A 26,065-nucleotide genomic window follows, 5' to 3' on the forward strand; every position below is an offset into this window, starting at 1 on the left:
ATCGGCCGGGGTCACCGGGTGATCAGGTCGAGGGCTTCGCCGCGGGACACCGCACTGGTCTTGAAGATTCCGCGGACCGCCGAGGTCGTGGTGGTCGCCCCCGGCTTCCGGATGCCGCGCATCGCCATGCACAGGTGTTCGGCCTCGATGACCACGATGACGCCACGGGGTTCCAGTTTCCGCATGATCGCGTCGGCGATCTGGGTGGTCAGGCGCTCCTGGACCTGCGGACGCTTGGCGTACAGGTCGACCAGCCGGGCCAGCTTCGAGAGGCCGGTCACGCGGCCCGACTCCCCGGGGATGTAACCGACGTGCGCGACACCGTGGAAGGACACCAGATGGTGCTCGCAGGTGGAGTACATCGGGATGTCCTTCACCAGCACCAGCTCGTCGTGGTCCTCGTCGAAGGTGGTGGCGAGAACCTCGTCGGGGTCGGTGTACAGGCCGGCGAACATCTCGCGGTAGGCGTTGGCCACACGAGTGGGCGTGCGGAGCAGACCCTCACGGTCGGGGTCCTCGCCGACCGCCAGCAACAGCTCGCGGACCGCGGCCTCGGCACGGGCCTGATCGAACTCCGACCGGTGACCGTTCACCACGGTGTCGCGCCCCTCGCTGATCGTCATGCGTCAAACCTTACGAGCTTCGCCCGTCGTCACCGTCACCGGCACTGTCCGGCCGGGCACGGTGGTCGTCGTGTCGGCCCCAGCCGTTGGTCCCATTGGACGCGGGACGATCGGCCGAGGGCTGCTCCGGCGGCCATCCCGGCGCCGACCAGTCGCGCGGCGCACCGTAATCCGGGCGCGTGCCGCCGGTGTACGGACCACCGGGCGGCGGAGCCGATTGACCCGGGTCGGGGTGGTGCGGATACGGGGGAACCGGGTTCTGGGCGCCCGGATACGGCTGATCCAGGTACCGCGGACTCGGGTATTGCGGGTTCGGGTACTGGGGGTTCGGGTACTGGGGAGTCGGATCTCCCGTCGGCGGAACCGGTCCGCCCTGAGCACCCGGCTCCGGGTAGGTGGGCGGGTAGTTCGGAACCTGCCCCGGAACCTGCGAACCACCCGGGTAGCCCGCACCGACGGGCTCGGGGATCTTCGCCTCCTCCGGCGGGGGCCACGGCTCGCCGCGCTCGATGGCGAGCTCGCCCGGCGTCTTCACCGGCGGCTTGTCGCTCGGAGTCCGCTCGCCGAAGTCGTTGAACGCGGTGATCCGCGGACGCTTGACGACGTCGGAGAAGATCTTCTCCAGGTCCTTGCGGGTCAGCGTCTCCTTCTCGAGGAGCTCGGTCGCGAGCACGTCGAGGGTGTCGCGGTACTCAGTGAGGATGGCCCAGGCCTCCGTGTGCGCCGCCTCGATGAGACGACGGACCTCGTCGTCGATCTCACTGGCGATCTCCGCCGAGTACGCCGACTGTGCACCCATCGAACGCCCCAGGAACGGGTCGCCCTGGTCCTGGCCGTACCGCACGGCACCCAGCTTCGCGCTCATGCCGTATTCGGTGACCATCGCGCGGGCGATCTTGGTGGCCTGGTCGATGTCCGACGACGCGCCGGTGGTCGGCTCGTGGAAGACGAGTTCCTCGGCGGCGCGGCCGCCCATGGCCATCACCAGGCGCGCGATCATCTCCGACCGCGTCATCAGGTCCTTGTCCTGCTCGGGCACGGCGAGGGCGTGACCGCCGGTGCGACCGCGCGCGAGGATCGTGACCTTGTAGATCGGGTCCAGGTCGGGCATCGCCCACGCGGCCAGGGTGTGCCCACCCTCGTGGTACGCCACGACCTTGCGTTCGTGCTCGCTGATGATCCGGCCCTTGCGCCGCGGTCCGCCGATTACCCGGTCGACGGCTTCCTCGAGCGCCTCGGCCGTGATGGTCTGCTTGTTCTCACGTGCAGTGAGCAGAGCGGCCTCGTTGACGACGTTCGCCAGATCGGCGCCGGACATACCCGGCGTGCGCTTGGCCAGACCGTCGAGGTCGGCGTCCGAGTCGATCGGCTTGCCCTTGGCGTGCACCTTGAGGATCGCGCGGCGCCCGGCCATGTCGGGGTTGCCGACCGGGATCTGACGGTCGAAGCGACCGGGGCGCAGCAGTGCCGGGTCGAGGATGTCGGGACGGTTGGTCGCCGCGATCAGGATGACGCCCGACCGGTCGCCGAAGCCGTCCATCTCGACGAGCAGCTGGTTCAGGGTCTGCTCACGCTCGTCGTGGCCACCGCCGAGGCCTGCACCACGCTGGCGGCCGACGGCGTCGATCTCGTCGACGAAGATGATGCACGGACTGTTGTTCTTGGCCTGCTCGAACAGGTCTCGCACGCGGGACGCACCGACACCGACGAACATCTCGACGAAGTCGGAGCCGGAGATGGTGAAGAACGGCACCCCGGCCTCACCGGCGACCGCACGCGCAAGCAGGGTCTTACCGGTTCCGGGCGGGCCGAACAACAGCACGCCGCGCGGGATCTTGGCGCCCAGGGCCTGGTAGCGGGCCGGATTCTGGAGGAAGTCCTTGATCTCGTAGAGCTCTTCGACGGCCTCGTCGGCGCCGGCGACATCGGCGAAGGTCGTCTTCGGCATGTCCTTGGAGAGCTGCTTGGCCTTCGACTTGCCGAAGCCCATGACGCCGCCGCGGCCACCACCCTGCATGCGGCTCATCACGAAGAAGAACAGACCGAACAGCAGGATCATCGGCAGGACGAAGATGAGGATCTGCCAGAGCACCGACTGCTCGTTGACGTTCGTCGTGTACTTCGTGCCGGTCTCCTGGACCGCGTCGAAGATCTGTTCGCCGGCCTGCGCGGGGTACTTGGTGCTGATCTTGTCCGCGTCGGCGTCGTCGACCTTGATCGGCGAGTTGAGCTCGATGCGCAGCTGCTGCTCGCGGTCGTCGATGCTGATGAACTTGGTGTTCTTCTTGTTCAGCTGCTCCAGCGCGACGGAGGTGTCGACGCCCCGGTACTCGCGGTCGGAGTCGCTCATCACGCTCCAGCCCCACAGGGCGAGCAGGACGAGCGCCAGGATGGCGAGGTTGCGGAAGACTGTCTTACGGTTCATGCCAGTTGGTGGGGGTTCGACCGGCGAGCGGGATCGAGTCCCGGCGCCCACTTCGTTCCCATGTCCTTCCCATCGACGTACACATTGAGGCTACCGGTCAACGATCACGCTGGTGAAACCGTTCCCGTCGCTGGATCACCGCCATTGCGTGCAGGTCGTGGCGGGTTCGGGGTCTCACGGGTCAGCTGCTGTAGACCGCGGGCTTGAGGCGCCCGATGTAGGGCAGGTCCCGGTAACGCTCGGCGTAGTCGAGTCCGTACCCGACGACGAACTCGTTCGGGATGTCGAAGCCGACGTCGGCGACACGCACCGGCGACCGGACGGCCTCGGGCTTGCGGAGCAGGGTGCACACCTCGAGGCTGCGGGGTGAACGCGTGGCGAGGTTCTTCATCAGCCACGACAGGGTGAGGCCCGAGTCGATGATGTCCTCGACGATCAGGACGTCGCGGCCTTGGATGTCGCGGTCGAGGTCTTTGAGGATCCGCACGACGCCGGACGAGGAGGTCGACGAGCCGTAGCTCGACACCGCCATGAACTCCAGCTGGGACGGGATCGGCAGGGCGCGCGCGAAATCGGTCATGAACATGACCGCTCCCTTGAGTACCCCGATCAGGACCAGGTCGTCCTCGATGGCGGTGTACCGGGAGGCGACGGAGTGGGCTAGTTCGACGGTGCGCTGCTTGATCTGTTCCTCGGTGATCAGAACAGCGTCGATGTCAGCGGCATAGGGGTCAGCGGACTGCACTGTTACAGCTTGTCATGTTTCGCGGGTCACATGGCCGACGGGTGGGACCGCCGCCGGAAATTACTCGCGAGTAGCTCCTAACCCGTTCCGACGAATTTGCTGTCGCAGTTGTTCGCATGTATAACAGTCAGATAACGAAGTTTAACATTAGTCCCTTGCGAAACTTTTTTTCACAATTGTTTTGCCGGGTTTGTGAACGTTGATGAACCCGCCAGCACCGTGGGTAGCAGGGGCAATTCGACCTGTGAATATGATCGATCACAGTTCCCCCATTCCCTTCCTCGGGGAACTCCCCTTCATGGAAAGAATTCCTTCATGTCAACTGAACGACAGGACGGGGCCTTGTCGCGCAAATCCACGCGCACATTGGTCGCCGTTGCCATATCGCTTGCCACTGTTGTGATCACGGCCTTCGCCGGAACCGCGCACGCCGCCCCCAAGCAGGCCGGGCCGGCGACCTACGACGCAACCTGGAATCAGTCGTCGCTGACCCTCACGCTGCACAATGCGTCCGCGAGCACCGATAACGGTTCGCTGACCATTCGCGGTCTCAACGGCGCGGAGCTGTTCCATATGCCTCTTGCATATCGCATGGAGGACCGTCAGTTCCCGATCGACGCTCGTCAGGCCGGCAACAAGGTCACGCTCATTCCGTCTCGTAACAACGCGCGATCGGTGGCGGTCAACCCGTCCGAGGTCGAGAAATTGCGCGACAGCGCACGCCACCAAGTCGCAGCGCCTCAGACCCGTCAGGAGCGCGACGATCAGGCATTGGTCCGCTTCCAGCAGCAACTGAGCGCGGGCACATCGGTCTCCTCGCTCGTCGGCACCATCATCGGTGCGATCGTCGGCGGATTCATCGGCTGCGTCGTCGGGATCACCGCAGCAGTCGTGGGATGCCTCGTCGGCGTCGCCCCCGCAGCTGCAGTCGGCGGCCTCGTCGGTCTCGTGATCGGAGGAGGCGGCACGTTGATCGGAGCCGGAATCCACTACTTCAACACGATCAACTCGCCGTTCACGCCGCCCAAGCGGTAGGTCGCAGTTCTCTCCTGACGGTCCGTCTCACCTCTCGGTGAGGCGGACCGTCAGCATTTGACCACCACGTTCCACGACCGTGCGCACGCCCGGGTCGCCGCCGATCGCCACCTGGGCGCGCCCCGTTCCGGATTCCATGGCGAGCCGGTCGACCGCGGCGATCACCCGTTGCTTCGGCTCGGTCGCCCCCACTCCGAGCAACCAGCGACGGATCACCCTGGTCCGTACCGCCCTCGGCACCTCCAGCAGCGGTGCGACGTCGAGTCCGTCGGCAGTTCGGACGCTTCCCCACACCGTCTCCGCCCAGGCATCGAGGGCGTCGTTGTCGTCCTGCAGCGCGTCTGCGGTGCGGCCCAGCGCATCCACGACGCCGCCGCGGACCACGTCGTCGAGCAGCGGTATCACTTCGGCGCGCAACCGCACCCGGGTGAACCGCGGGTCGCGATTGTGCGGGTCGTGGTGCACGACGAGTCCGAGTTCGGTGCACACGGCCAGCGTCTGCACCCGGCGCACTCTCAGGAGCGGACGCCCCCACGGCGCCTTCCACGGACGCATACCCGCGATGGATCGCGCCCCCGAACCGCGCGCGAGTCCGAGCAACACCGTCTCCGCCTGATCGTCGGCGGTGTGCGCGAGGAGGACCGGGCGACCGTCCCGGGCCGCGTCGAGCACCCCGTATCGCGCATCCCGGGCCGCGGCCTCGAGTCCCCCGCGGGTCCCGACCCTGACCTCGAGCACGCGGGCGGCGGCACCGAGTCCGCGTGCCGACTCGGCGGCTCGGGCCGCGACGTGGCCCGAACCCTCCTGCAGACCGTGGTCGACGACCAGCGCGGTGACGTCGAGTCCCGCGCGGACGGCCGTCGCCGTGAGGGCGAGCGAGTCCGCACCGCCGGAGAGCGCGACGCAGACGGAGGCGTGCGGGTCGTCGAGAACGGTGGTCGCGAAGTCCGCGACCACCCGCGTCACAGCACGCGTCGAATCCATGCCTGCGGCGTGTCGATCTCGTCCGGCAGCGGCATCGTCTCGGGCGAGGTCCACACCGTGTTGAACCGTTCCATGCCGACGGTCTCGACCACCTCGTCGACGAAGGCCTTGCCGCGGACGTACTGCGCGATCTTGGCGTCCATGCCGATGAGAGCGCGGATGATGCGCTGGACCGGGTTCTGCGGAGCCTTGCGGCGCTTGTCGAAGGCTGCGCGGATACGGGCGACGGACGGGACGTGGTCCGGGCCGACGGCGTCCATCACGTGGTCGGCGTGACCCTCGAGCAGGGTGCCGAGAACCATCATCCGCTGGAAGGCGTCGAACTGCTGGGGGCTCTGCAGCAGCTGCATCGCGCCGATGATGCCCTTCTCGCGGGGTTCGGAGCCCCTGAGCGCCTTGGTCATCCGCGTGACGATCTCGGTGGTCGACTCACCGGTCTCGGAGGTGAGCACGGCGACGTTGTCCTGCATGTAGTCGCGCAGCCACGGGTTGGCCGAGAACTGCACACGGTGCGTCACCTCGTGTAGGCACACCCACAGGCGGAAGTCCGACGGCACCACCTTGAGCTGACGCTCGACGTTGATGATGTTGGGTGTCACGACCATCAGCACGCCGGGTTCACCGGTCTCCGGGTCCGGCGTGAACGGGTCGTACTGGCCGAGGATGGCCGTGGAGAGGAAGGCCAGCAGCCCCCCGGCCTGAACACCGCCGAACTTGGCGGCGAGGCCGGACGATCCCACTCCGGCGTCGGACCCCAGCATCGATCGCATCGAGACGGAGGCCGCGTCGATCCAGCCCGAGCGGTCGAGGATTCGGGTCGTCGGGATGCGGAGTCCGTCGGCGAGACCGGTGACCTCGCGGACCGGAGCCTCTGCGCGCGTCGCCGCGTCGGCGAGCTCGGCCTGCGCGGCTTCGTAGGTGTAGGCCGTGGTCTTGGGGCCGGGCCGGACGAGCCGTTTCGCCGTCGACGCGGCGAGCGGCCAGTCGATCTGCGACCCGATGCTCAGACTGCCGTGCTCACCCACCGGCTCGACCGCGGCCTTGCTGTCGGTTCCTGCCATGCTCATCGGCACCCGCACTCTCTGAGTTGACCCACCACGGCGTCCAGGGCGGGTCTCGCGTCCGCCGGCGAGGTGCCGCCGGACATGAGGGCGAACGACAGCACGCGGCCATCGATCGTTTGGACTATGCCCGTCAACGAACTGACGCCGGTGAGTGTTCCGGTCTTCGCGCGCACCCATCCGGCACCGGGTGTGGTGGCGACCGGGAAACGGTCGGCGAGGGTGCCCGTACCGGCGGCGATCGGCAAACCGTCGAGCATCGGTCGCAGCTTGGGATGCGAGGGTCCGCTCGCCGCGGTCATCACCGCGTCGAGCAGCGCGGGCGTCGTGCGGTTGGCGTAGGAGATGCCCGAGGCGTCGGCCAGCGTGGTGCCCGTCCACTGATCCGGGAAGGTGGTCGACAGGACCTCCTCGACCGCGTCGACACCGGCGGCGAGGGTCGCGGGTCTGCCGCGATGCACCGCCAGTTCGACCGACAGCGTCTCGGCGAGCACGTTGTCGCTGTAGCGGAGCATGTCGTTGACCCGGGTCACCAGCGGTGCGGACTCGACCTTCGCCACGACGCGGTCGCCGGCGGGTGCGGACGCCTCGGTGACCGGCGCGTCGACGCCGAGCGCCGCGGCCAGTGCCTCACCGGCCATGATCCCGGGCGTCGCGGACCGCGGCGAGTACTCGTCGAGCGGTTCGAGGCGGGCGCCGTCGACCATCAGCGACTCGATCGGCGCGATGTCGCCGCCCTGGATGTCCCGGCGGTCCCAGGTCCGGTCCATCGTCGGGCCGGAGAAGGCGCTCAGGTCCACCGCCACCGAGGTGACCGGGATGCCGGCCTGTTTGATCTGCTCGGCGAGGTCGGCGATCCGGGCGGGTTCGCTGTAGAAGGTGTCGGCATCGGCGGGCTGCGCCGTCAGGGTCGGATCGCCGGCGCCCTTGAGGATCACCTGTCCGTTCGACCCGGCGACGACCGTCGTGGTCAGGCGCGCGTCGTGCGGCATGGCCTCGAGGAAGGCCGCGGCCGAGAGAACCTTGTCGTTCGACGCCGGGATGCGCGGACGGGTGGGGTTGCGCGACCACAGCACCTCGCCGGTCAGCGAGTCCGAGATCATGCCGCTCAGGACGCCGAGCGCCGGATTCCGCAGAGCGGGGGCGATCGCCCGGGACACCCCGGCCGGCGTCGGGGCCGGAGCGGTGGCCGCGACGGGGTCGATCTGCGGGTCGAGGGAGATCGCGGCGGGCTGCGGCGGGATCCCCGGCGGCAGCTCGGCCTCACTGTCGAGACGGAGTGCCACGACCACCGCAGCGGTCGATACCAGCGCGAGGACCACGACGGCGACGATCGTCCACCAGAGGAGTTTGCGACTGCGGGGTCTGCGATCACGACCTGCGGGTCTGGTGGTTGCGCCCACGAAGCCTCCGGATCTCTCGCACTGTCCCAACCGATATTGCACTGACCGACCGATGCTGCACTGACCGAAATGTCGGATATGAGCGGTCCGGGGTTCGAAACACCCGCGAACTGCGGGGGTACGAAGTCCGAGGTCGTCGGACTAACAGTATCGTTGTTGCGACGCGCGGCCATCTGGGCCGTCCGGCGATCACACCCCCGATCCGCAACTGCCAGGAGGAACAGTGGAATTCGATGTGACCATCGAGATCCCCAAAGGTGGCCGAAACAAGTACGAGGTCGACCACGAGACGGGGAAGGTCTACCTCGACCGCTACCTGTACACCTCGATGGGCTACCCGGCCGACTACGGCTACATCGACGGCACCCTCGGCGAGGACGGTGACCCGCTCGACGCGATGGTCCTGCTGCCCGAGTCGGTCTTTCCCGGCATCATCGTGCGCGCCCGCATCGTCGGCATGTACACGATGACCGACGAGGCCGGCGGCGACGACAAGCTGCTGTGCGTGCCTGCCGGTGACGTGCGCTGGGACCACATCAAGGACATCTCCGACGTGTCGGAGTACGAGCTGGGTCCGATCTCGCACTTCTTCGAGCACTACAAGGACCTCGAGCCCGGCAAGGAGGTCCAGCCGGGCGGTTGGGTCGGCCGCGAAGCTGCCGAGAAGGTCGCCCAGGAGGCCATCGACCGTCTCGCCGCTCACCCCCACGAGGCCAACGAGCCCTCGCGCGGCTGACGCCACCCGCGCAGTCATTCACGACCGCCGACGACACACGCTGTCGTCGGCGGTTCGTGTTCTTCCGAGGCGAAAGCGGAATCGCCACCTCCGGCCGCGATCGCTACGTGCAGCGATCGTGAGCCGGAAGCGGCGATTGCGCGTCGGGTCGGTCAGGCCACTCGGTGGCGGATGTCGGCGAAGGCCGGGAGCACCTGCTCGCGTATCCGGCTGTCGGTGGCCGAACCGTCGATCGGGACCAGGATCACCGCGTCGGCGACCTCGGCGGCATAGATGTCGCGCAGCAGGGTGATCAGGCCGTGGGTCGTGCCGACGTAGCGGATGGTGTCCGAGTTGTCGGCGGCGATTCCGGCCTGCTCGACGGCGGCGCGTGCCGATGCCGCGTTCGGCGCGATCGCCACCTCGATCTCGAGGGCCACGACGAAGTTCGCCTGGTCGTGGGTGCCGGCCCGCAGCAGCGAGCGCGCTCGCTGGGCGTCCCGCAGGGTCTCGCGACGCACGATGATCGGGAAGGTCTGGGCAACGGCATCTCCCGCGATCGCGACCTGGAAGCCGGGACGGCCGATGGTGACCGCGTTGCGCGGAGTGTCGAGTTGGACGGTCATGCGGGGTACCCCTCGTCGAGTTCGGGTCGGTCGGTGGTCGTGGTGGCGCAGAGCGTGCCGAGCGCGTCGAGCAGGCGGTCGACGTCGTCAGAGGTGGTGCCCGCACCGAAGCTCGCGCGGACGGCCCCTTCGGGATGACCGAGTCGCTTGAGCAGCGGGTGGGCGCAGAACTTGCCGTCCCGCACCCCGATTCCGTGCTCGCTGCTCAGGTATTCGGCCACAGCCCGCGGGGCGAAGCCGTCGACGGTGAAGCCGGCGATGCCGACGCGGTCGGTCGAGTCGGTGAAGATCTGCAGGGGACGTACGCCGCCGATGCGGGAGAGGCCGGCGTCGAGCCGTTCGCAGAGCCGGAGTTCGTGGAGGCCGATGGCCTCCGGCCCCAGCTCGGCGAGCGCGGTGCACGCCTCGGCGATCGACACGGCGCCGAGCACGTTCGGCGAGCCGGCCTCGTGGCGGGCGGCGCCGGTGTGCCAGGTGGTCCCGGCCGAACTCTCCTCGCCACCCAGCTCGACGTCGGCGGTCGCTCCCCCGCCGGCGAGGTACGGGTCGGCGGCGTCGAACCAATCGGAACGTCCGATCAGGACGCCGGCACCGAAGGGTGCGTAGGCCTTGTGTCCGGAGAAGGCGAGGTAGTCGATGCCGTGGCTGACGATCGAGATGGGGCGATGCGCGACGAGCTGCGCCGCGTCGACCAGGATGCGTGCGCCGTGGCGGTGGGCGATCGAGGCCAGCCGACCGATCGGCAGGACCTCGCCGGTGACGTTCGACGCGGCGGTCACCGCGAGAAGCGACGCCGGTTTCGACGCGAGTTCGGCCTCGATCGCCACCAGGGTGTCCTCGATGGTGTCGCAGGCGGTGACGACGCGGGCCCGGTTTCCACCGTCCTTCGGTGCGCACCACGGCAGCAGGTTGGCGTGGTGCTCGATGTCGAGGACCACGACGTCGCCGGGCGTGATGTGGGCGGCGAGGTTGATCGCGTCGGTGGTGTTGCGGGTGAAGACGACGGTGTCGCCGACGCGGCCGCGGACGAAATCGCGCACGGTCTCGCGGGCGGCCTCGTAGCGGCGGGTGGTGACCTGCGAGAGGTGACCTGCACCGCGGTGCACGCTCGCGTACTCGCCGAGGGTGCCGGCGACCTGCGCGGCCACCGACGCCAGCGCCGGGGCGCTCGCCGCGTAGTCGAGATTGGCGTACCGGACGCTGAATCCGGCGGCGACGGGAACCTGCGCATCCGCACCGACCACCGATGCGAGCGCGGGGATGACGGGCGCCCGGTCCGCGATGGCGGACACCGCGGCACTGGCCGGACGGACAGAGGTGACGGGTGCCGAGAGCACAGCAGTCATGACAAGAACTCCTCGAGAATCCACACTTGCCGCATTCGGGTTCGAACGCAGCCAGGTCGTCACCCGGAGCACCCCACCGTGGAGGAGGGTTGCCGACCAGCGAGCCGGGGCTTGTCACTGGTACTCATGACCTGCGACAAGGTTCGCGGATCCCGGAGAAAAGTGTCAATTTAGATTCACCGTGATTCCTAGTTAGGACAGGCTTACCTGTACCCTGGCAGTCGTGTCATCGAGTGAGGTCTTCGTGTTGTCGCGTCCGCACGGCACCGTGCGGGGCGAAGGGGTGGTCCGGTCGTTCACCGACGTCGACGGGGCGTCCGCCGCGCTACGGGAGGGCGAGGTCGAGTCGCTGACCGGCGCGATTCCCTTCGATGTCCGCGACCCGGCGGCACTGGTCGCCCCCGCACGACTCCGGACCGGCGAGCCACCGCTGCCCGGGACCGGCCCGTTGTCGCGGCGAGCGATCTCGACCGTGCTCCACCCCGACGCCGAGGAGCACCGCGAACGTGTCGCGCACGCGGTGAAGCGCATCGTCGCGGGCCACGTCGGAAAAGTGGTGCTCGCGCGCAGCGTCGACCTCGTGCTCGACGAGCCGGTTCGGCCGGCCGAGTTCGTCGACGCCCTGGCCGGCGGCAATGCCGGACACAACGCCTTCGGCGTGGATGTCGGCGCCGCAACAGGTTCGGGCACGTGGCTGATCGGCGCAAGTCCCGAGGTACTGCTCCGGAAGTCGGGTTCGACGGTGACCTGTCACCCCTACGCGGGTTCGGCCCCACGGTCCGCCGACCCCGCCGTCGACCGTGCAACCGCCGACGAATTGCTGTCTTCGGCAAAGGATCTCGCGGAACATGCGTTCGTCGTCGACCATCTGCGTGAACGCCTGGGACTCCTCTGCGACGACATCGACGCGCCTACGGCGCCGAAGCTCGAGTCGACCGGCGAGGTCTGGCATCTCGCCACCCCGATCCGCGCGACGCTCCGCGATCCGGCGACCACCGCCCTCGACCTCGCACTGCTCCTCGGCCCCACCCCCGCGGTGTGCGGAACACCGAGTGACGTTGCCGCACAGATCATCCGCGACGTCGAGGGTGACCGCGGCTTCTACGCCGGCGCGGTCGGCTGGTGCGACGCCGCCGGCGACGGCGAATGGATGGTGACCATCCGCTGCGCCGAACTCGCCGCCGATGGTCGGAGCCTGCGCACCTGGGCGGGCGGCGGCATCGTCGAACACTCCGACCCGCAGGCGGAGCTGGACGAGACCGCGTTCAAACTGCGGACCGTCCTGAACGCGCTGGGGATCCGCACGATCTGAAGCAGGCGACGGCGACAAACCACCCTTTTCCGGCAAACCCAGCACCCCCGAAGGGTTGTCACTCTGCCGAGAACGGGGGGGTTACGCGTCAGCCGAGCGCCTGATCCAGATCCGCGAGCAGGTCGTCGATGCCCTCGAGGCCGACCGAGAGACGGACGACGGAGTCGCTGAGACCGATCGCGGCGCGTCCTTCGGGCCCCATCGCGCGGTGCGTGGTGGTGGCCGGGTGGGTGATCAGCGACTTGGAATCGCCGAGGTTGTTGGAGATGTCGATGACCTTCAGCGCGTTGAGGACCTCGAAGGCGCGCTTCTTGCCGTCGATGCCGTCGTGGTCGTTGAGCTCGAAGGTCACCACGGTCCCGCCACCGGACATCTGACTCTTGGCCAGCTCGAACTGCGGATGTGACTGCAGGAACGGGTATTTGACCCAGCGTACGCGCGGGTCGGCTTCCAGGAACTCGGCGATGCGCAGGGCCGAGGACACCGAGGCGTCGACGCGCAGGCGCATCGTCTCCAGACCCTTGACCAGCGTCCAGGCGTTGAACGGGCTCAGCGCCGGGCCGGTGTGGCGCATCAGCTGCTGCACCGGGCCCTCGATGTACTCCTTGGCGCCGAGGACGGCACCGCCCATGACGCGCCCCTGGCCGTCGATGTGCTTGGTGCCCGAGTAGACGATGACGTCGGCGCCGAGATCCAGGCCGCGCTGCAGCAGCGGGGTGGCGAAGACGTTGTCCAGCACCACCTTCGCACCCGCGGCGTGAGCCAGCTCAGAAACCTTGGCAACGTCGACGAGCGTCTGCATCGGGTTGGACGGGGTCTCGAAGAAGACCGCGGTGGTGGGCTTGGACAGCGCCCGCTCCCACTGTTCGAGATCCTCGCCGTCGACGAACTCGGTCTCGACGCCCCAGCGCGGCAGGATCTCGTTGCACACGACGAAGCACGAGCCGAACAGGCTGCGGGCGGCGACGAGCCGGTCACCGGCCTTGAGCAGCGCACCGAGCGCCACGAACACCGCGGCCATGCCGCTGGCGGTCGCGAAGCAGGCCTCGGCACCTTCGAGCCGGCGCAGCCGCTCCTGGAACATGTGGACCGTCGGGTTGCCGTACCGGGAGTAGACGAACCGCTGGTCCTCGCCGGTGAAGGCGCGCTCGGCGGCCTCGGCGGAGTCGTAGACGTAACCGCTGGTCAGGTACAGCGCCTCGGCGGTCTCGTGGAAACCGGAGCGGGCGAGGCCACCGCGGACGGCGATGGTGTCGGGCGAAAGACCTTCCGGCAGTTCATATCCCACGGACAGATCAGGACTCACGATTGCCTCCACGGCAGATTTTCGGCGCGCCATCCAGACGCACCTCGATGGTCGTTCTCGTCGAGGGCACCCTCGAACCCGTCGACCACGTTGTAGGCTTTGCCGATTCCGTCGGCGGTCGCCGCCTCGGCCGCACCGATCGATCGGTGCCCGGAGCGGCAGAGAAAGATGACCTCGTGGTCGTCGGTGACCCCGGCGCTGCGCAACTGGTCGACGAACTGCTCGTTGCGACGACCTTCGGGGAACGTCGTCCATTCGGCGAAGATCGTGCGTTTGCCCAGTATCTCGAGGTCGGGGACACCGACGAAGGACCATTCGGCCTGCGTCCGACAGTCGACGAGGACCGCGTCGGGGTTGTTCTCGAGCTTCTCCCACGCTTCTCGCGGGGTCAGGTCGCCGGCATAGGTCATGAGGAGCACACCTTCCATTCGCCGTTCTCGCGCACCACGGTCGTATCCACGACCTGCTTGTCATCGGGCTTGTCCTTATAGTGCCAATGGACCTTCGCGGTCGCCCGGTCACCGTCGACCACCAGATCGGTGATCTCGGGGATCTCGATGGGGCCGTTCGCATCCAGCGACGCCTGGTTCTCGGCCAGGAATCGGGCCTCAGAGACGAACTCGACCTTGTTCAGGTCCGCATCGCAGGTGTTCGCGCGGTACTCGGCGTAGTTCGGGCCGTTGCGGGCCGTGTACTGGTCGTTGATCGCGTACTGGACCAGCGCGTCGGCGCTGACGCGGTCCTCAGGTGGCCGCGAGATGTTCGAGAGCACGATCCCCAGCACGAACAGCCCGACCAGACCCGCCGCCACGAAGAACGGCCACGCGTTCTTCCAGTTCGGTGGTCCCTCCTCGACGAGGGCGGCGTCGACGTTGTCGTTCGACGCGGCCTTGCCGAGGGCAGGCTTCTTCGCGGGCGCGGCGCCCCGGGAGGTGTTCCGGGCTGCGGCGCCCTTACCGGAGGGCTTGTCGGGGCCCCCGCCTGCAGCTTTGGCCATGGCGCGAAGTGTAACGACAGTCCGGGTGTGACCTCCGTCCGGCTTCTCCGGCCGCCATCGCGTCGAATCACGCGGGCACCGAATCCGCACTCGGTAAGGTGGGCCTAACCTAACCCCGACCGACGAGGAACCCACATGCGTCTGCTTTCCCATCGACTGTCCGGAATCGCGCTCGCGGCGACCGTGGCGGCCCTCGTGGTGAGCTCCTGCGCCGCTCCCGAGGAGAAGGTCGCCGACGATTCGGCGTCCGTCCCGACCCCCGAGACCGGCTCGATTCCCGTCACCGTGCAGCAGGCCTACGCGCCCGCGGTCGTCGAGAAGGCACCCACGCGGATCGCCGCGCTGGGAGTGGGCGACGGCGACACCCTGCTCGCCCTCGGCGTCATGCCGACGACGATCGCCCCGTTCGCCGATCCCGACCAGGCGACCGCGCCGTGGAACGCCGAGCTGATCGGCAACGCGCAACCGGTGGTCCTCGCCAACACCTCGGCGGCTCTCGGCAACGAGATCCCCAAGGCGCTCGCCACCAGCCCGGATCTGATCACCGCCGTGGGCGCCGACCCCACCCGCGACCAGTTCGACCTGCTCAGCAAGACCGCACCCACAATCCTCCGGCCCGCCCAGTACAAGCCCTGGCAGGTGCCGTGGAAGGCGCAGACGATCCAGATCGGCACCGCAATCGGGCAACCCGACCTCGCCCGGCGCAAGGTCGGCGAGACCGAGGCCTTCCTCGCGGGCATCCGGTCGGAGAACCCGCAGTTCGCCGGCAAGACCGCCGTCGTGGTGACCGCGAGCCCGACCGGCGGGGTCTCGGTGTACGGGCCCGAGGACGGCCGCGCCCAAACCGTCGCCGGCTACGGCCTCACCTTCCCACCCGCTCTCCGGGACGCGATCACCAGCGGGTTCTACGGCGAACTGCCCGCTGAGAGCCTCGACCGGCTCGACGCGGCCGACATCGTCGTCGCCGTCGACTGGGAGGGCTCGAACGACAAGCTGCGGGCCAACCCCGCGTTCACCCGGCTCGAGGCGGCTCGATCCGGACGTGTCGTCTATCTGCCCCAGGAGGTCGGCAGCGCCATGTCCGTGCCGACCGTGCTGACGATCCCGTGGGTGGCCGATCGAGCCGTCGCGCCCATCGCCGAAGCGGCCGGCTCACGCTGACGCCCGGGACGCGACGTCATCACGGTGACGTCGACAAGTGAGGATTACCTCACAGCTAATTTTGGGAGTGGACACCGAGCGCCTACCGTAGAAGGGATAGGCCATATCCAAGCGTGTCGACACCAGAGCACCGTCGAGGCGCGCCGAGCAACGGAAGACACCTACCCCATGAGCGACAACAGCCGCCCGCTTCGGGTTGCGATCGTCGGTGCCGGTCCCGCCGGGATCTACGCCGCCGACGCGTTGATGAAGTCCGACACCGCGAAGGATCGCGGCGTCAGCATCGACCTCTACGAGCGTATGCCGGCTCCGTTCGGTCTGATCCGTTACGGCGTCGCGCCTGATCACCCGCGCATCAAGGGCATCATCACCGCGCTGCACAAAGTCCTCGACAAGCCGCAGGTCCGCCTGCTCGGCAACGTCGACTACGGCACCGACATCACCCTCGACGAGCTGAAGTCGCACTACGACGCGATCATCTTCTCCACCGGCGCCACCGACGACCGCGTACTGGACATCCCCGGCATCGACCTCGAGGGCAGCTACGGCGCCGCACAATTCGTCGCCTGGTACGACGGCCACCCCGACTTCCCCCGCACCTGGCCGCTGGAACAGGAGAAGGTCGCCGTCATCGGCGTCGGAAACGTCGCCCTCGACGTGGCGCGCGTTCTCGCAAAGACCGGCGACGAGCTGCTGCCCACCGAGATCCCGGCCAACGTCTACGAGGGTCTCAAGGCCAACAAGGCCATCGAGGTGCACGTCTTCGGTCGCCGCGGACCGGCGCAGGCCAAGTTCACCCCGCTCGAGCTCAAGGAGCTCGACCACTCGCCGAACATCGAGGTCATCGTCAACCCCGAGGACATCGACTACGACGAGGGTTCGACCGTCGCCCGCCGCGGCTCGAAGATCACCGACCAGGTCGCGACGATCATCGAGAACTACGCGATCCGCGAGCCCAAGCAGGGTGCGATCCACAAGCTCTTCCTGCACTTCTTCGAGAGCCCCACCGAGATCCTCGGCGAGGACGGCAAGGTCGTCGGCCTGCGCACCGAGCGCACCCAGCTCGACGGCACCGGCAACGTCAAGCCCACCGGCAAGATCACCGACTGGGAGGTCGGAGCGGTCTACCGTGCGGTCGGCTACCTCTCGGACAACCTGCCCGGCATCCCCTTCGACTCGCAGGCGGGGGTCATCCCCAACGAGGCCGGACGCGTGTTCGACGAGGGTGAGCAGCTCACCGGCGTCTACACCACCGGTTGGGTCAAGCGCGGTCCGGTCGGCCTCATCGGCCACACCAAGGGCGACGCCAACGAGACGGTCGACTGCATCCTCAAGGACATGGAAGCCGAGAAGCTGCTCGAGCCCGCCACCCCGGGCGAGGACGCGATCATCGAGCTGCTCGAGTCCAAGAACATCCCGTTCACCACGTGGGACGGCTGGTACCGCCTCGACGAACACGAACGCGCGCTCGGCGCCGCCGAGGGCCGCGAACGCGTGAAGGTCGTCGAGCGTGAGGACATGCTCGCCGCGTCGGAACCCCACAAGGTGGCGCGTCCGTCGGCCTGAGCGGACACCGCAACATCAACGACGAGGGGCGACCGGGTTCTCACCGGCCGCCCCTCGTCGTCTGTCCTTAGCGGGACTCAGCGACCCGGGATCGAGGGCACTCCCTTGACGGTGTTGCCGCCGCCCGTCACGGCTGCCGCCGACGCGGACGAGCCCGTACCGAAGCGGTCGAACGGGTTGTCGATGCGTCGCACGTTCCACCAGAATCCGACGTTGTCGGTCAGGTTCTCGGCGTAGTCGGAGATCGCGTACCCGGAGATCGACGACGGGAAGCAGCCGAACCAGGTGGTCTTGATGGTGAGGGATTCGTTCTTCTTCAACTGGGCCTTGAACTTCGTCGCGCCGCCCGTCTCCTGCAGGGTGACGTTGCGGAATTCGCCGTCACGCGCGGTGACGCGCATGAACCGGGTCATGCTCCACGCCTGGTTCCACGGGGTACCCGGGGCACCGAACTGGCAGTAGACCCCACCCGTCATCTGCAGGTTGGGGACGGCGGCCTGGGCAGGCGCGGCACCCACGAGCGTTCCTGCCGCGATGCTTCCCGCAGCCAGAACCCCGACAACGGCCCGTTTGAGTGACTTCATCGATCCTCCTGTTTTCGCAACCCTGGAAACACTGGGCATATCGATTCGAGCACATCGCAGTGTTACCGAAGACACAGCCTCCATTAACTTCTTGCGCTCTTTCGTTATTCGAACGACATGCATCGGGCCGCGCTGTCCGGGCCGCCGAGCCGCGTTGGTAAGGTTACCCTTCGTGCGCCGCCCCCTCCGTGTTCTCGGCATCCCCGTGCTGGTTGCGGTTCTGGTGGGGCTGGTCGTCGCCTCCGTGCTCTTCGGCACCCGCCCCGTCCCGCTGGACGAGGTCTGGACGAGTTTCGCGACGGGGATCTCGGAGATCTGGGCGGCCCTCCTCGACCTTCGGATGCCGGAGATCAGCAAGGACACCGACGTCGACGGCATCGTCTGGGACCTTCGCGTCCCCCGGACCCTCCTCGGTCTGTTCGCCGGCCTGGCCGTCGGCGCCGCCGGTGCCATCACCCAGGGACACACGCGCAATCCCATCGCCGATCCCGGGATTCTCGGCGTCAACGCCGGAGCCGCATGCGCCGTGGTGGCCGGTATCTACCTGGTCGGGATCACCAGCCCCGTCGCGTTCATGTTCTTCGGACTGCTCGGCGCGATCATCGCCGCGACCGTCGTCTTCGGGCTGTCGGCACTGAGCGGCTCGAGTCCGCTGACCCTGGTGCTGGCCGGCACCGGCCTCACAGCGATGCTCACCGCCATCACGTCGTCGATCGTGCTCGTGGACACCAACTCTCTCGACCAGTGGCGGTTCTGGAGCGTCGGCTCGACGGCCGGCCGCGGCATCGATGTGTTCTGGGCGAGTCTGCCGTTCATCGGAGTCGGACTGGTGTTCGCGCTGGCGAGCGGCTTCTTCCTGAACGTCCTCAGCCTCGGCGACGACATGACCAAGGCGCTGGGCTCGCGGGTGGTTCTGATTCGCGCACTGGGCATTCTGACGATCACCCTGCTCATCGGCGCCGCCACCGCGGCCTGTGGCCCCATCGTGTTCCTCGGACTCGTCGTGCCGCACATCGCGCGTGCGCTCGTCGGTGCCGACTACCGCTGGATCATCCCGTATTCGGCGCTGCTCGGCGGGATGCTCCTCGTCGGCTGCGACATCCTCGGCCGCGTCGTCGCGCGCCCGGGTGAGGTCCAGGTAGGCGTCATGCTGGCCCTGGTCGGCGCTCCGTTCCTGATTTTCATGGTCCGTCGGCAGAGGTTGGCAACCGTATGAACTCCTCCGACGTGAAGACGCCCGGTCCCGCTGCTGGTGAGCCCGGGGCACGAACGCGCAGCATCGCCCCGCATCCCGGGGGCTACCGCCTCGCGATCGAACCGGTGTCGTTCGTCGTGCGTCCGCGCATGCTGATCGTCGCGCTCGTCTCGGCGGTACTCGCGGTGGTGCTGTTCCTGACCAGTGTCGGCGTCAGCGACTTCCCGCTCACCCCGATCGACGTCGCACGAATCCTGCTGGGCGGCGGCACCCGCATCGAGAACGTCGTCGTCTTCGACGTCGCGCTCCCCCGGGCCCTCGTCGGCCTGCTGGTGGGCATCGGGCTCGGATGCTCCGGCTCCCTCACCCAGCTGATCTCCCAGAACCCCCTCGCCACCCCCGACATCCTCGGCATCACGGCCGGAGCCAGCGCGGCGGCGGTCGCAGCCATCGCCTTCTCCAACACGAGTTGGGGCAGCTGGTTCGGCGACCTCGGCGTGCCGGCGTCGGCGATGATCGGCGCGCTGCTGACCGCGGCGCTCATGTACGTGCTCGCCTGGCCCGGCCGCAAGGCCAACAGCGGCATCAACCCGTTCCGGCTCGTGCTGATCGGCGTCGGCATGACCTGGATGCTGCAGGCGCTGACCAACTTCCTGTTGACCCGCGCCGACATCCGCGACGTGGGGCGCGCCCAGGTGTGGCTGGTCGGCTCGGTCGCCAACGTCGGCTGGTCCAATGTGTGGCCGGTGGTCGGCGGGGTCGTCGTCGGGGTCGTGGTGATCGTCGTGTTCTCGCGGCAGATCGGAATGCTCAGCCTCGGACCGGATCTCGCACGCGGACTCGGCGTCCGGACCGGTGCGGTGTCCACGACGCTGTTACTGACCGCGGTCCTGGTCAGTGCGCTGTGCGTGTCCGCCGCCGGACCGATCGCCTTCGTCGCCTTGCTCGCCCCGCAGATCGCACTGCGGCTGGCCCGCACCGCGGTGCCGACGCCGTTGTTGTCCGGCCTGGTCGGTGCGTCGCTGGTGCTCGGCGGAGATCTGTTGTGCCGCACGGTGCTGCCCGGCGGTCTACCCGTCGGCATCGTCACCGCCGCGATCGGCGGACCGTTCCTCATCTACCTGATGATCGCGATGTCCCGGAAGGCGACCGTATGACCATCTCCCCTCCCGAGAACGCCCCGCGCGCGACGTCCCGGCTCCGCGGCAGCGGACTCACCGTCGGCTACGACCAGCGGGTGGTGATCGACAGCCTCGACATCGACATCCCCGACGGCCGGGTCACGACGATCATCGGCTCGAACGGCTGCGGCAAGTCGACGCTGCTCCGATGTCTCGCCCGGTTGCTGCCGCCCAAGGCAGGCACGGTCTTCCTCGACGGCGAGGACATCGCACATGTGCGGCCCAAGCAGATCGCCCGGACCCTGGCGATCCTGCCCCAGAACCCGGTCGCGCCCGAGGGTTTGACCGTCGCCGACCTCGTCGGCCGGGGCCGGCATCCTCATCAGCGGTGGTACCAGCAGGCGACCGCCGCCGACGAGGCCGCGGTCGCCGAGGCGATGGAGATGACCGACACCCTCGAACTCGCCGACCGAACCCTCGACGCGCTCTCCGGCGGTCAGCGCCAGCGGGTCTGGATCGCACTCACGCTCGCGCAGGGCACCGACCTCATCCTGCTCGACGAGCCGACCACCTACCTCGACCTCGCCCACTCGATCGACGTCCTCGACCTCGTCCGACGCCTACGCGACGACCACGGCAAGACCGTGGTGATGGTTCTGCACGACCTCAATCTCGCGGCGCGCTACAGCGATTCACTGGTGGTCATGAAGAACGGTGCCATCGTCACCACGGGCGCCCCGGCCGACGTCATCGACGCCGAGATGCTCGACGAGGCCTTCGGCCTGCGGGCACATGTGATGACGGACCCGATCTCGGGCGGACCGCTGATCGTGCCGCTCGGCGCACACACGCGCGCCTTCTAGGCGCCTGAATCCCGTTCGCGGGCGCCGTCGTCGGCGAGCATGTTCTCCCGCAGCGAGTCGTAGACCGGCGGGGTCCCGGAGAGATGGGCGACGAGCACCGCCGCCGCGGTCGCGGCGAGCATGGGGACCGCCACGGTCGTCGTCGCACTCATCTCCATCACCACGACCATGCCGGTGAGCGGCGCCCGCACCACTGCACCGAACAGCGCGGCCATGCCCGCGAGCACCAGGGCATCGCGCAGCGTCGAATCCGATTGCGGGAGAACCGCTGAGAGGCCCGCGGAGAACAACACACCCCACAGCGCACCGAGCGCGAGCATCGGCGCGAACAGACCGCCCGGTGTGCCCGCGGCGTAGGACAGCGGTCCGGCGACGAACCGCACGATGAACAGTGCGGCGACCACCGGCAGGACCACCGAGCCGTCGAAGATCTGTTGCGCCAGATTGTCTCCGCCACCGGCCGCATCGGTGTCGATGGCCATCAGGCCGCCGACGACCGCGCCGATGATCGCGGCCTTCGCGATCTGCGGGACGCGCGTGATTCCGCGAACCGCGCTGATCGCCGCGAGAACCGCTCGCCCGTAGGCGATCCCGATGAGGCCGCTGAGGAGACCGAAGACCACGAACACCGGCAGCAGGGTGATCGAGGGCGGGGCCACCGCGCCGACGAGAAAGTCGGGCCGGTCCCCGAGGATCACGTGGCCGCAGGCCACCGCCGCGGCCACGGCGAGGATGGTCGGTACCACCACCCGGAGCCGGAAGGAGTGGGTCACCTCCTCGAGCGCGAAGAGCGCGCCACCCACCGGCGCGGTGAAGGCTACGGCGAGGCCGGCCCCGCTGAGCGAGGTCTGCATGACGCGGACGTCGTATTCGTCGAGTCCGGCACGGCGCCCGGTCTCGGAACCGACGGCGGCACCCATGTGCACGGTCGGTCCCTCCCGTCCGAGGACGAGACCCGAACCGATCGCGGCCAGCCCACCGAAGAATCGCGCGGGGATCACGCGCAGCGGCGCCGGCTCCGCCTCACCGCGTTCGACGGCCTCCACGTGCTGGATGCCGCTACCCGCCGCGGTCGGCACCAGGTGAGAGACGAGCGCACCGAATGCCGCACCCGCGGCGGTCACCGCGACCGGGATGAACCACCCCGGGACGCCGAGTCCGTCGGCCCAGTCCAGCATGTCGAACCGCCACCGGTTCAGATGGTCGAGACACCACCGGAAAGCCCCGCCGAGGACGCCGGTCACGCAACCGGCGAGGACGGCGAGCAGGCACAACCGCACCAGACCCTGGTTGTCCATCGTCGGCGAGGTCACAGAAGGAAGTTACCGCGCACGGGGCCCCCATCCGACACTTCCGAACAGCAGGTTCGTGTCATCGAGGGGTCAATCGGGGTCAGACGGCCGGCTCGGGCGCGGCTACACACCAGCCAACAGTTGCGGCAGGTCAGGCGAAGGCCGCGGCCACATCGGCGGCGCGTCGGAGCTGGTCGGGGTCCGAGCTCGTCGGGATGAGCTGCACCTCGTCGGTGCCGATGTCGGCGAAGCGACGCAGCACCTCCCCCAACTCGGTCTCGGTCCCCGACCACCCCGTCGTGGGCGCGATGGCGTCGACGAACTCCGACGGAATCCAGTTCATGTAGTGGTGCAGATGCCGGGTCACCTGCGTCCGCGGCGCATCGCCCTCGCCGATGGCGAACCAGAACGACGTCGCGAGATGCGGTGCGGGACGCCCGGCTTCGGCCCACGCCGATCGCGCGACGTCGAACAGTTCGTTCTGCTTCGACGCGTCGAGGTCGAGGGTGACACCGGCGATGCCGTCGGCCCAGTCGACGGCGCTGCGGATGGTCTTGGGACCGGTGGTGCCGACGTGCAGCGACGGACCGCCCTTGCGATGCGGCGGTGGCCCGACGGGCAGCACCGACTCGGTCAGTTTCTCGCCGGCCCAGACCCGTTTCATCGTCGCGGCGCGCTCGGTGAGTTGCCGCATGGTCTGGGTGGACGGGTCCGCGCCGACGGCCCGGTAGTCCTCGAGTCGGCCGCCGACCCCGAGCGCCACCGTGAGTCGCCCCTCCGACAGCATGTCGCCGGTGGCCAGCGCCTTCGCGAGCATGACCGGGTCGTGCAGCTGCGGCACGACGACGGTCATCACCAGGGACACGCGCCGGGTCCACGCGGCTGCTGCACCGAGGAATGTCAGGCATTCGGGGTTGTCGAACGCTATCCGCTCACCCCAGCACAGGGAGCTGAACGGGCCGTCGTCAATGGTGGTGGCCCATGAGTGGAGGGTCTCTGCGTCGAGGTCCGGCTCCATCACGGGCATCGTCATCCCGATGCGCACAGGCGCCATTCTGGCACGCGGAGGGCGGGCGTATCCCGTTCTCGGAGAACGAGCCTCACCAGACGAAGGCGCCGCCCGTCCAGATACTGGTGGCGACGAGCGCGAAGAGCAGTTCGATGCCGATCGTCTTGGCCGCGGCTTTGAGAGCGGCCACCGCACCGCGCCACGCCAGCTCGAGACTCTGGGTTCGCACGAGTTCGGCGGCCACCGCACCCACGACGAAGCCGAGCAGCAGACCGATCACCGGCACGACGAAGAAGCCGACGATCCCGACGAGTCCACCGACCACGACGGTCCGGTTCGGAATCCCGTCCGTGCGCAACGATTTTCCGGCGACGAGGTACTTGATGACCTCGCCGACCACGAGCGCGAGCATGGCGGCGGCGAACACCGACCAGGCCCACCCGCCCACGACGATCGCCCAGACGAGGAGCGCGCCGGCGATCAGCAGCGTTCCCGGCAGAATCGGGACGACGATCCCGATCAGGCCGACGAAGATGACGGCCGCGACCAGCAGCTCACCCCAGAGCGGCACTTGTCCGACGCCCGGTCACTCGCCGGCGACGGGCGACCCGGGGGCCGGCTCGTCGGCGGGATCACCAGTCTTGACCAGCGACGTCATGACCGGGGACTGCCCCGGGGCCGCCGGACGGGGAGGCCCTGCGGGGCGGGGTCCCCCGGGAGGTGCGATCGGCCGCTGACCTCCGGGACCGCCGGCGGGTCGGGGTGCCGGGCGCGGGCCGGGCGGCGGTACTGGCCGGCCGGGCGGCGGCACGGGACGACCGGGCGGGGGTCCGGCAGGACCGGGCGGGCGTCCGGCGACCCCCGGCGGAGGACCGACGGGTCCGGGCGGCGGACCGGCGTGACCCGGCGCAGGACCGGGACGGCGCGGCGGCGCGGGCGGGGCCGGCGGCAGAACCGTCGCCTTCCGGACAGCTGCACGACCCGGCACGGGCGCCACCAGCGAAGCCGCACGCACGGCGCGCTCGCGAGCGGCGGGGACGTCGTCGGCGGTCGCGGTGACCACACCCATGCGCCGGCGATGGAAGCTCTCGGGCTTGCCGAACAGGCGGATGTCGGTCTCGGGCACCGCGAGTGCCGCGGCGACGTTCTCGAAGCCGATGGCGGGCTGGTCGAGCTGCCCGTAGATCACCGCGGACGCACCGGGCGACGCCAGCGTGACGTCGACGGGCAGGCCGAGGATCGCGCGGGCGTGCATCTCGAACTCCGACAACCGCTGGGTCGCCATGGTGACGAGGCCGGTGTCGTGTGGCCGCGGGCTCACCTCGGAGAAGTAGACGTCGTCGCCCTGCACGAACAGTTCGACGCCGAAAACACCGCGGCCGGCGAGCTTTCCGTCACCGAGCGCGGTGGCGATGCGTGCCGCGATCGACGTCGCGGAGGCGTGCGCATCCGGGCTCATCTCGTGCGGCTGCCAGCTCTCGACGTAGTCGCCGTTGATCTGGCGGTGACCGATCGGCGCGCAGAAATGCGAGGTCAGCAGCCCGGTCCGCGGGTCGATCGCGCGCACCGTGAGAAGCGTGATCTCGTAGTCGAATTCGATGAACCCCTCGACGATGACGCGGTTGCCCTGGACGCGGCCGCCGGTGTTCGCGGTCTCCCACGCCGACGCGACGTCGTCGGGTCCGCGCAGGACCGACTGCCCCTTGCCGGAGGAGGACATCACCGGCTTCACCACGCACGGGAAGCCGATCTGCCGGGCGGCGACCGTCAGTTCCTCGAGGGTGTCGGCGAAGAGGTACGGCGACGTCGGGAGGCCGAGTTCCTCGTCGGCGAGCCGTCGGATGCCTTCGCGGTTCATCGTGGCGACGACGGCACTCGCGGTCGGGATGACCTCCGCGATGCCCCGCTCGGCGACGTCGACGAGCGCTTCGGTCGCGATGGCCTCGATCTCCGGCACCACATAGGCGGGCCGATGCTTGTCGATGACGGCGAGAAGCGCCTCCGGGTCGGTCATGTCGATGACCTCCGCGTGATGCGCGACCTGCTGGCCGGGAGCGTTGGCGTAACGATCCACGGCGACGACCTCGACGCCGAGACGCTGGAACGCGATCACGACCTCTTTGCCGAGCTCGCCCGCACCGAGCACCATCACCTTGGTCGCCGTCGGACTCAGCGGCGTGCCGATGACATCCGGCGGGCCGATCGTCGGCGCCGGCTGATCCGCGCTGGTCGCGCTCTCGCTGTTCGACGTCATTCCCAAATCCTACTTGTCGCCGGTACGGGTTCTGCCACGGTGACACCCGGTGGTGCGGCGTCGTGGTGCGGCTCTCAACCGATGACCTCGTGCACGTAACACCACCTCCAGCTCTCGCCGGGCTCTGCGGACCGCATGACCGGATGGGCGGTGTCGTGGAAGTGCGCGGTCGCGTGCCGGCGCGGACTGGAGTCGCAGCAACCGATGTACCCGCATCGCAGACACATCCTCAGATGCGCCCAGTGGTCCTCCCCGATCGCGACACATCCTGCGCAGGAGAGTTTCTCGCCCGCCGGGGGTTCCGGCAGGGGTATCGAGTCGCCCGCGACCGCGGCCAGCTCGGGGCAGCGCGCGGACGAATCCGACGCGGCGTCGGCCACGGATGCCGGACCCGACGAGCCGTCGCCGCGGGACGGGGAACGGCGAAAGATCTGCATGTTCA

Annotated in this window: 25 protein-coding genes and 1 riboswitch; of the genes, 8 read left to right on the forward strand and 17 right to left on the reverse strand. The window is 68.7% G+C overall.

The annotated features are described in order from the left end of the window. Positions 1-11 precede the first annotated feature (11 nt). From folE to hpt, 3 genes are all read right to left on the reverse strand, one after another. Positions 12-623, reverse strand: coding sequence for a GTP cyclohydrolase I FolE (folE, locus tag RVF83_RS02005; RefSeq protein WP_005197834.1), 612 nt, complete (start codon positions 621-623; stop codon positions 12-14). A gap of 10 nt (positions 624-633) precedes the next feature. After that, entirely contained in the window at positions 634-3,048 is a 2,415-nt protein-coding gene (gene ftsH, locus RVF83_RS02010) for an ATP-dependent zinc metalloprotease FtsH (protein WP_039880319.1), read from the reverse strand. 181 nt (positions 3,049-3,229) lie between these two features. Further along, positions 3,230-3,793 carry a hypoxanthine phosphoribosyltransferase gene (hpt, locus tag RVF83_RS02015; RefSeq protein ID WP_005197838.1) on the reverse strand — a complete coding sequence of 188 codons (564 nt, stop codon included), beginning with the start codon at positions 3,791-3,793 and terminating at the stop codon, positions 3,230-3,232. Positions 3,794-4,108: 315 nt separating this feature from the next. Between hpt and RVF83_RS02020 the strand changes: the two genes are divergently transcribed. After that, positions 4,109-4,828 carry a hypothetical protein gene (locus RVF83_RS02020; RefSeq protein WP_005197840.1) on the forward strand — a complete coding sequence of 240 codons (720 nt, stop codon included), beginning with the start codon at positions 4,109-4,111 and terminating at the stop codon, positions 4,826-4,828. Between the two features lie 27 nt (positions 4,829-4,855). Here RVF83_RS02020 and tilS read toward each other — a convergent pair whose 3' ends face one another. From tilS to dacB, 3 genes are read right to left on the reverse strand one after another with little or no spacing between them, the layout of a single operon-like run. Next, positions 4,856-5,812, reverse strand: coding sequence for a tRNA lysidine(34) synthetase TilS (gene tilS / locus RVF83_RS02025; RefSeq protein ID WP_039880320.1), 957 nt, complete (start codon positions 5,810-5,812; stop codon positions 4,856-4,858). Further along, positions 5,791-6,879: a zinc-dependent metalloprotease gene (locus RVF83_RS02030; RefSeq protein ID WP_005197843.1), complete on the reverse strand. Its 1,089-nt coding sequence runs from the start codon at positions 6,877-6,879 to the stop codon at positions 5,791-5,793. Before RVF83_RS02030 ends, tilS begins: the two co-directional genes overlap by 22 nt. Next, complete coding sequence (gene dacB, locus RVF83_RS02035) at positions 6,876-8,195, reverse strand: D-alanyl-D-alanine carboxypeptidase/D-alanyl-D-alanine endopeptidase (RefSeq protein WP_005197844.1); 1,320 nt, start codon at positions 8,193-8,195, stop codon at positions 6,876-6,878. Before dacB ends, RVF83_RS02030 begins: the two co-directional genes overlap by 4 nt. Positions 8,196-8,499: 304 nt before the next feature. Here dacB and RVF83_RS02040 point away from each other — a divergent pair, with 304 nt between their 5' ends. Beyond that, a complete protein-coding gene (locus tag RVF83_RS02040; RefSeq protein WP_005197847.1) occupies positions 8,500-9,012 on the forward strand; it encodes an inorganic diphosphatase in 513 nt (170 codons plus the stop codon). 152 nt (positions 9,013-9,164) lie between these two features. On the opposite strand, the gene RVF83_RS02045 is transcribed toward RVF83_RS02040, so the two are convergent. Together RVF83_RS02045 and RVF83_RS02050 are read right to left on the reverse strand one after the other, a co-directional pair. Next, positions 9,165-9,617, reverse strand: coding sequence for a hypothetical protein (locus RVF83_RS02045; protein ID WP_005197849.1), 453 nt, complete (start codon positions 9,615-9,617; stop codon positions 9,165-9,167). Continuing rightward, positions 9,614-10,963, reverse strand: coding sequence for an aminotransferase class V-fold PLP-dependent enzyme (locus RVF83_RS02050; RefSeq protein WP_005197850.1), 1,350 nt, complete (start codon positions 10,961-10,963; stop codon positions 9,614-9,616). Before RVF83_RS02050 ends, RVF83_RS02045 begins: the two co-directional genes overlap by 4 nt. Before the next feature lie 17 nt (positions 10,964-10,980). Then, positions 10,981-11,095, reverse strand: a riboswitch (SAM riboswitch). Between the two features lie 112 nt (positions 11,096-11,207). Here RVF83_RS02050 and RVF83_RS02055 point away from each other — a divergent pair. After that, entirely contained in the window at positions 11,208-12,275 is a 1,068-nt protein-coding gene (locus RVF83_RS02055) for an isochorismate synthase (protein ID WP_005197852.1), read from the forward strand. 88 nt (positions 12,276-12,363) lie between these two features. Here the strand turns inward: RVF83_RS02055 and RVF83_RS02060 are convergent, their stop codons facing one another. Genes RVF83_RS02060 through RVF83_RS02070 form a run of 3 tightly spaced genes read right to left on the reverse strand, consistent with a single transcriptional unit; the run spans position 12,364 to position 14,578 of the window. Continuing rightward, positions 12,364-13,581, reverse strand: a complete 1,218-nt coding sequence (locus RVF83_RS02060; RefSeq protein ID WP_005197860.1) for an O-succinylhomoserine sulfhydrylase — start codon at positions 13,579-13,581, stop codon at positions 12,364-12,366. After that, positions 13,578-13,991: a rhodanese-like domain-containing protein gene (locus RVF83_RS02065; protein ID WP_005197863.1), complete on the reverse strand. Its 414-nt coding sequence runs from the start codon at positions 13,989-13,991 to the stop codon at positions 13,578-13,580. The genes RVF83_RS02060 and RVF83_RS02065 overlap by 4 nt, the downstream gene beginning before the upstream one ends. Further along, the gene (locus RVF83_RS02070; RefSeq protein ID WP_005197865.1) at positions 13,988-14,578 is read right to left on the reverse strand and encodes a DUF4878 domain-containing protein; all 591 of its coding nucleotides are present in this window, start codon (positions 14,576-14,578) and stop codon (positions 13,988-13,990) included. The genes RVF83_RS02065 and RVF83_RS02070 overlap by 4 nt, the downstream gene beginning before the upstream one ends. A 135-nt stretch (positions 14,579-14,713) precedes the next feature. Between RVF83_RS02070 and RVF83_RS02075 the strand changes: the two genes are divergently transcribed. Both RVF83_RS02075 and RVF83_RS02080 read left to right on the forward strand, forming a co-directional pair. After that, on the forward strand, positions 14,714-15,739 hold the full coding sequence (locus RVF83_RS02075) for an ABC transporter substrate-binding protein (RefSeq protein ID WP_005197866.1): 1,026 nt from the start codon (positions 14,714-14,716) through the stop codon (positions 15,737-15,739). Positions 15,740-15,907: 168 nt separating this feature from the next. Beyond that, positions 15,908-17,305, forward strand: a complete 1,398-nt coding sequence (locus RVF83_RS02080; protein ID WP_005197868.1) for an FAD-dependent oxidoreductase — start codon at positions 15,908-15,910, stop codon at positions 17,303-17,305. Positions 17,306-17,382: 77 nt separating this feature from the next. Here RVF83_RS02080 and RVF83_RS02085 read toward each other — a convergent pair whose 3' ends face one another. Then, positions 17,383-17,889, reverse strand: coding sequence for a hypothetical protein (locus RVF83_RS02085; protein ID WP_005197870.1), 507 nt, complete (start codon positions 17,887-17,889; stop codon positions 17,383-17,385). Between the two features lie 172 nt (positions 17,890-18,061). On the opposite strand from RVF83_RS02085, the gene RVF83_RS02090 reads away from it, so the two are divergent. The 3 genes from RVF83_RS02090 to RVF83_RS02100 are packed head-to-tail and all read left to right on the forward strand — an operon-like array spanning position 18,062 to position 21,068. After that, on the forward strand, positions 18,062-19,105 hold the full coding sequence (locus RVF83_RS02090) for a FecCD family ABC transporter permease (protein ID WP_005197872.1): 1,044 nt from the start codon (positions 18,062-18,064) through the stop codon (positions 19,103-19,105). Further along, positions 19,102-20,241 carry a FecCD family ABC transporter permease gene (locus RVF83_RS02095; RefSeq protein ID WP_005197873.1) on the forward strand — a complete coding sequence of 380 codons (1,140 nt, stop codon included), beginning with the start codon at positions 19,102-19,104 and terminating at the stop codon, positions 20,239-20,241. The genes RVF83_RS02090 and RVF83_RS02095 overlap by 4 nt, the downstream gene beginning before the upstream one ends. Next, positions 20,238-21,068 carry an ABC transporter ATP-binding protein gene (locus RVF83_RS02100; protein WP_005197874.1) on the forward strand — a complete coding sequence of 277 codons (831 nt, stop codon included), beginning with the start codon at positions 20,238-20,240 and terminating at the stop codon, positions 21,066-21,068. Before RVF83_RS02095 ends, RVF83_RS02100 begins: the two co-directional genes overlap by 4 nt. On the opposite strand, the gene RVF83_RS02105 is transcribed toward RVF83_RS02100, so the two are convergent. The 5 genes from RVF83_RS02105 to RVF83_RS02125 form a co-directional block, all read right to left on the reverse strand. Next, on the reverse strand, positions 21,065-22,381 hold the full coding sequence (locus RVF83_RS02105; protein WP_005197875.1) for a ClC family H(+)/Cl(-) exchange transporter: 1,317 nt from the start codon (positions 22,379-22,381) through the stop codon (positions 21,065-21,067). The genes RVF83_RS02100 and RVF83_RS02105 overlap by 4 nt on opposite strands. A gap of 130 nt (positions 22,382-22,511) precedes the next feature. Next, a complete protein-coding gene (locus tag RVF83_RS02110; RefSeq protein WP_244971688.1) occupies positions 22,512-23,414 on the reverse strand; it encodes an LLM class flavin-dependent oxidoreductase in 903 nt (300 codons plus the stop codon). Between the two features lie 46 nt (positions 23,415-23,460). Beyond that, positions 23,461-23,940 carry a DUF456 domain-containing protein gene (locus tag RVF83_RS02115; protein WP_005197877.1) on the reverse strand — a complete coding sequence of 160 codons (480 nt, stop codon included), beginning with the start codon at positions 23,938-23,940 and terminating at the stop codon, positions 23,461-23,463. Positions 23,941-23,955: 15 nt separating this feature from the next. Next, a complete protein-coding gene (purT, locus tag RVF83_RS02120) occupies positions 23,956-25,623 on the reverse strand; it encodes a formate-dependent phosphoribosylglycinamide formyltransferase (protein WP_005197879.1) in 1,668 nt (555 codons plus the stop codon). Positions 25,624-25,697: 74 nt separating this feature from the next. Beyond that, complete coding sequence (locus RVF83_RS02125) at positions 25,698-26,060, reverse strand: UBP-type zinc finger domain-containing protein (protein WP_005197882.1); 363 nt, start codon at positions 26,058-26,060, stop codon at positions 25,698-25,700. Positions 26,061-26,065: the final 5 nt, after the last annotated feature.

Source organism: Gordonia rubripertincta (genome assembly GCF_038024875.1).
GTDB classification, from domain to species: domain Bacteria; phylum Actinomycetota; class Actinomycetes; order Mycobacteriales; family Mycobacteriaceae; genus Gordonia; species Gordonia rubripertincta.

Excerpts from the sequence above, each read along its gene's own strand:
- folE (WP_005197834.1), bottom strand. The coding sequence starts at position 623 with ATGACGATCAGCGAGGGGCGCGACACCGTGGTGAACGGTCACCGGTCG.
- RVF83_RS02125 (WP_005197882.1), bottom strand. The coding sequence starts at position 26,060 with ATGCAGATCTTTCGCCGTTCCCCGTCCCGCGGCGACGGCTCGTCGGGT.
- RVF83_RS02080 (WP_005197868.1), top strand. The coding sequence starts at position 15,908 with ATGAGCGACAACAGCCGCCCGCTTCGGGTTGCGATCGTCGGTGCCGGT.
- RVF83_RS02075 (WP_005197866.1), top strand. The coding sequence starts at position 14,714 with ATGCGTCTGCTTTCCCATCGACTGTCCGGAATCGCGCTCGCGGCGACC.
- tilS (WP_039880320.1), bottom strand. The coding sequence starts at position 5,812 with ATGGATTCGACGCGTGCTGTGACGCGGGTGGTCGCGGACTTCGCGACC.
- RVF83_RS02085 (WP_005197870.1), bottom strand. The coding sequence starts at position 17,889 with ATGAAGTCACTCAAACGGGCCGTTGTCGGGGTTCTGGCTGCGGGAAGC.
- RVF83_RS02020 (WP_005197840.1), top strand. The coding sequence starts at position 4,109 with ATGTCAACTGAACGACAGGACGGGGCCTTGTCGCGCAAATCCACGCGC.
- RVF83_RS02065 (WP_005197863.1), bottom strand. The coding sequence starts at position 13,991 with ATGACCTATGCCGGCGACCTGACCCCGCGAGAAGCGTGGGAGAAGCTC.
- ftsH (WP_039880319.1), bottom strand. The coding sequence starts at position 3,048 with ATGAACCGTAAGACAGTCTTCCGCAACCTCGCCATCCTGGCGCTCGTC.
- RVF83_RS02070 (WP_005197865.1), bottom strand. The coding sequence starts at position 14,578 with ATGGCCAAAGCTGCAGGCGGGGGCCCCGACAAGCCCTCCGGTAAGGGC.
- RVF83_RS02100 (WP_005197874.1), top strand. The coding sequence starts at position 20,238 with ATGACCATCTCCCCTCCCGAGAACGCCCCGCGCGCGACGTCCCGGCTC.
- RVF83_RS02045 (WP_005197849.1), bottom strand. The coding sequence starts at position 9,617 with ATGACCGTCCAACTCGACACTCCGCGCAACGCGGTCACCATCGGCCGT.
- RVF83_RS02030 (WP_005197843.1), bottom strand. The coding sequence starts at position 6,879 with ATGAGCATGGCAGGAACCGACAGCAAGGCCGCGGTCGAGCCGGTGGGT.
- purT (WP_005197879.1), bottom strand. The coding sequence starts at position 25,623 with ATGACGTCGAACAGCGAGAGCGCGACCAGCGCGGATCAGCCGGCGCCG.
- RVF83_RS02050 (WP_005197850.1), bottom strand. The coding sequence starts at position 10,963 with ATGACTGCTGTGCTCTCGGCACCCGTCACCTCTGTCCGTCCGGCCAGT.
- RVF83_RS02110 (WP_244971688.1), bottom strand. The coding sequence starts at position 23,414 with ATGGCGCCTGTGCGCATCGGGATGACGATGCCCGTGATGGAGCCGGAC.
- RVF83_RS02095 (WP_005197873.1), top strand. The coding sequence starts at position 19,102 with ATGAACTCCTCCGACGTGAAGACGCCCGGTCCCGCTGCTGGTGAGCCC.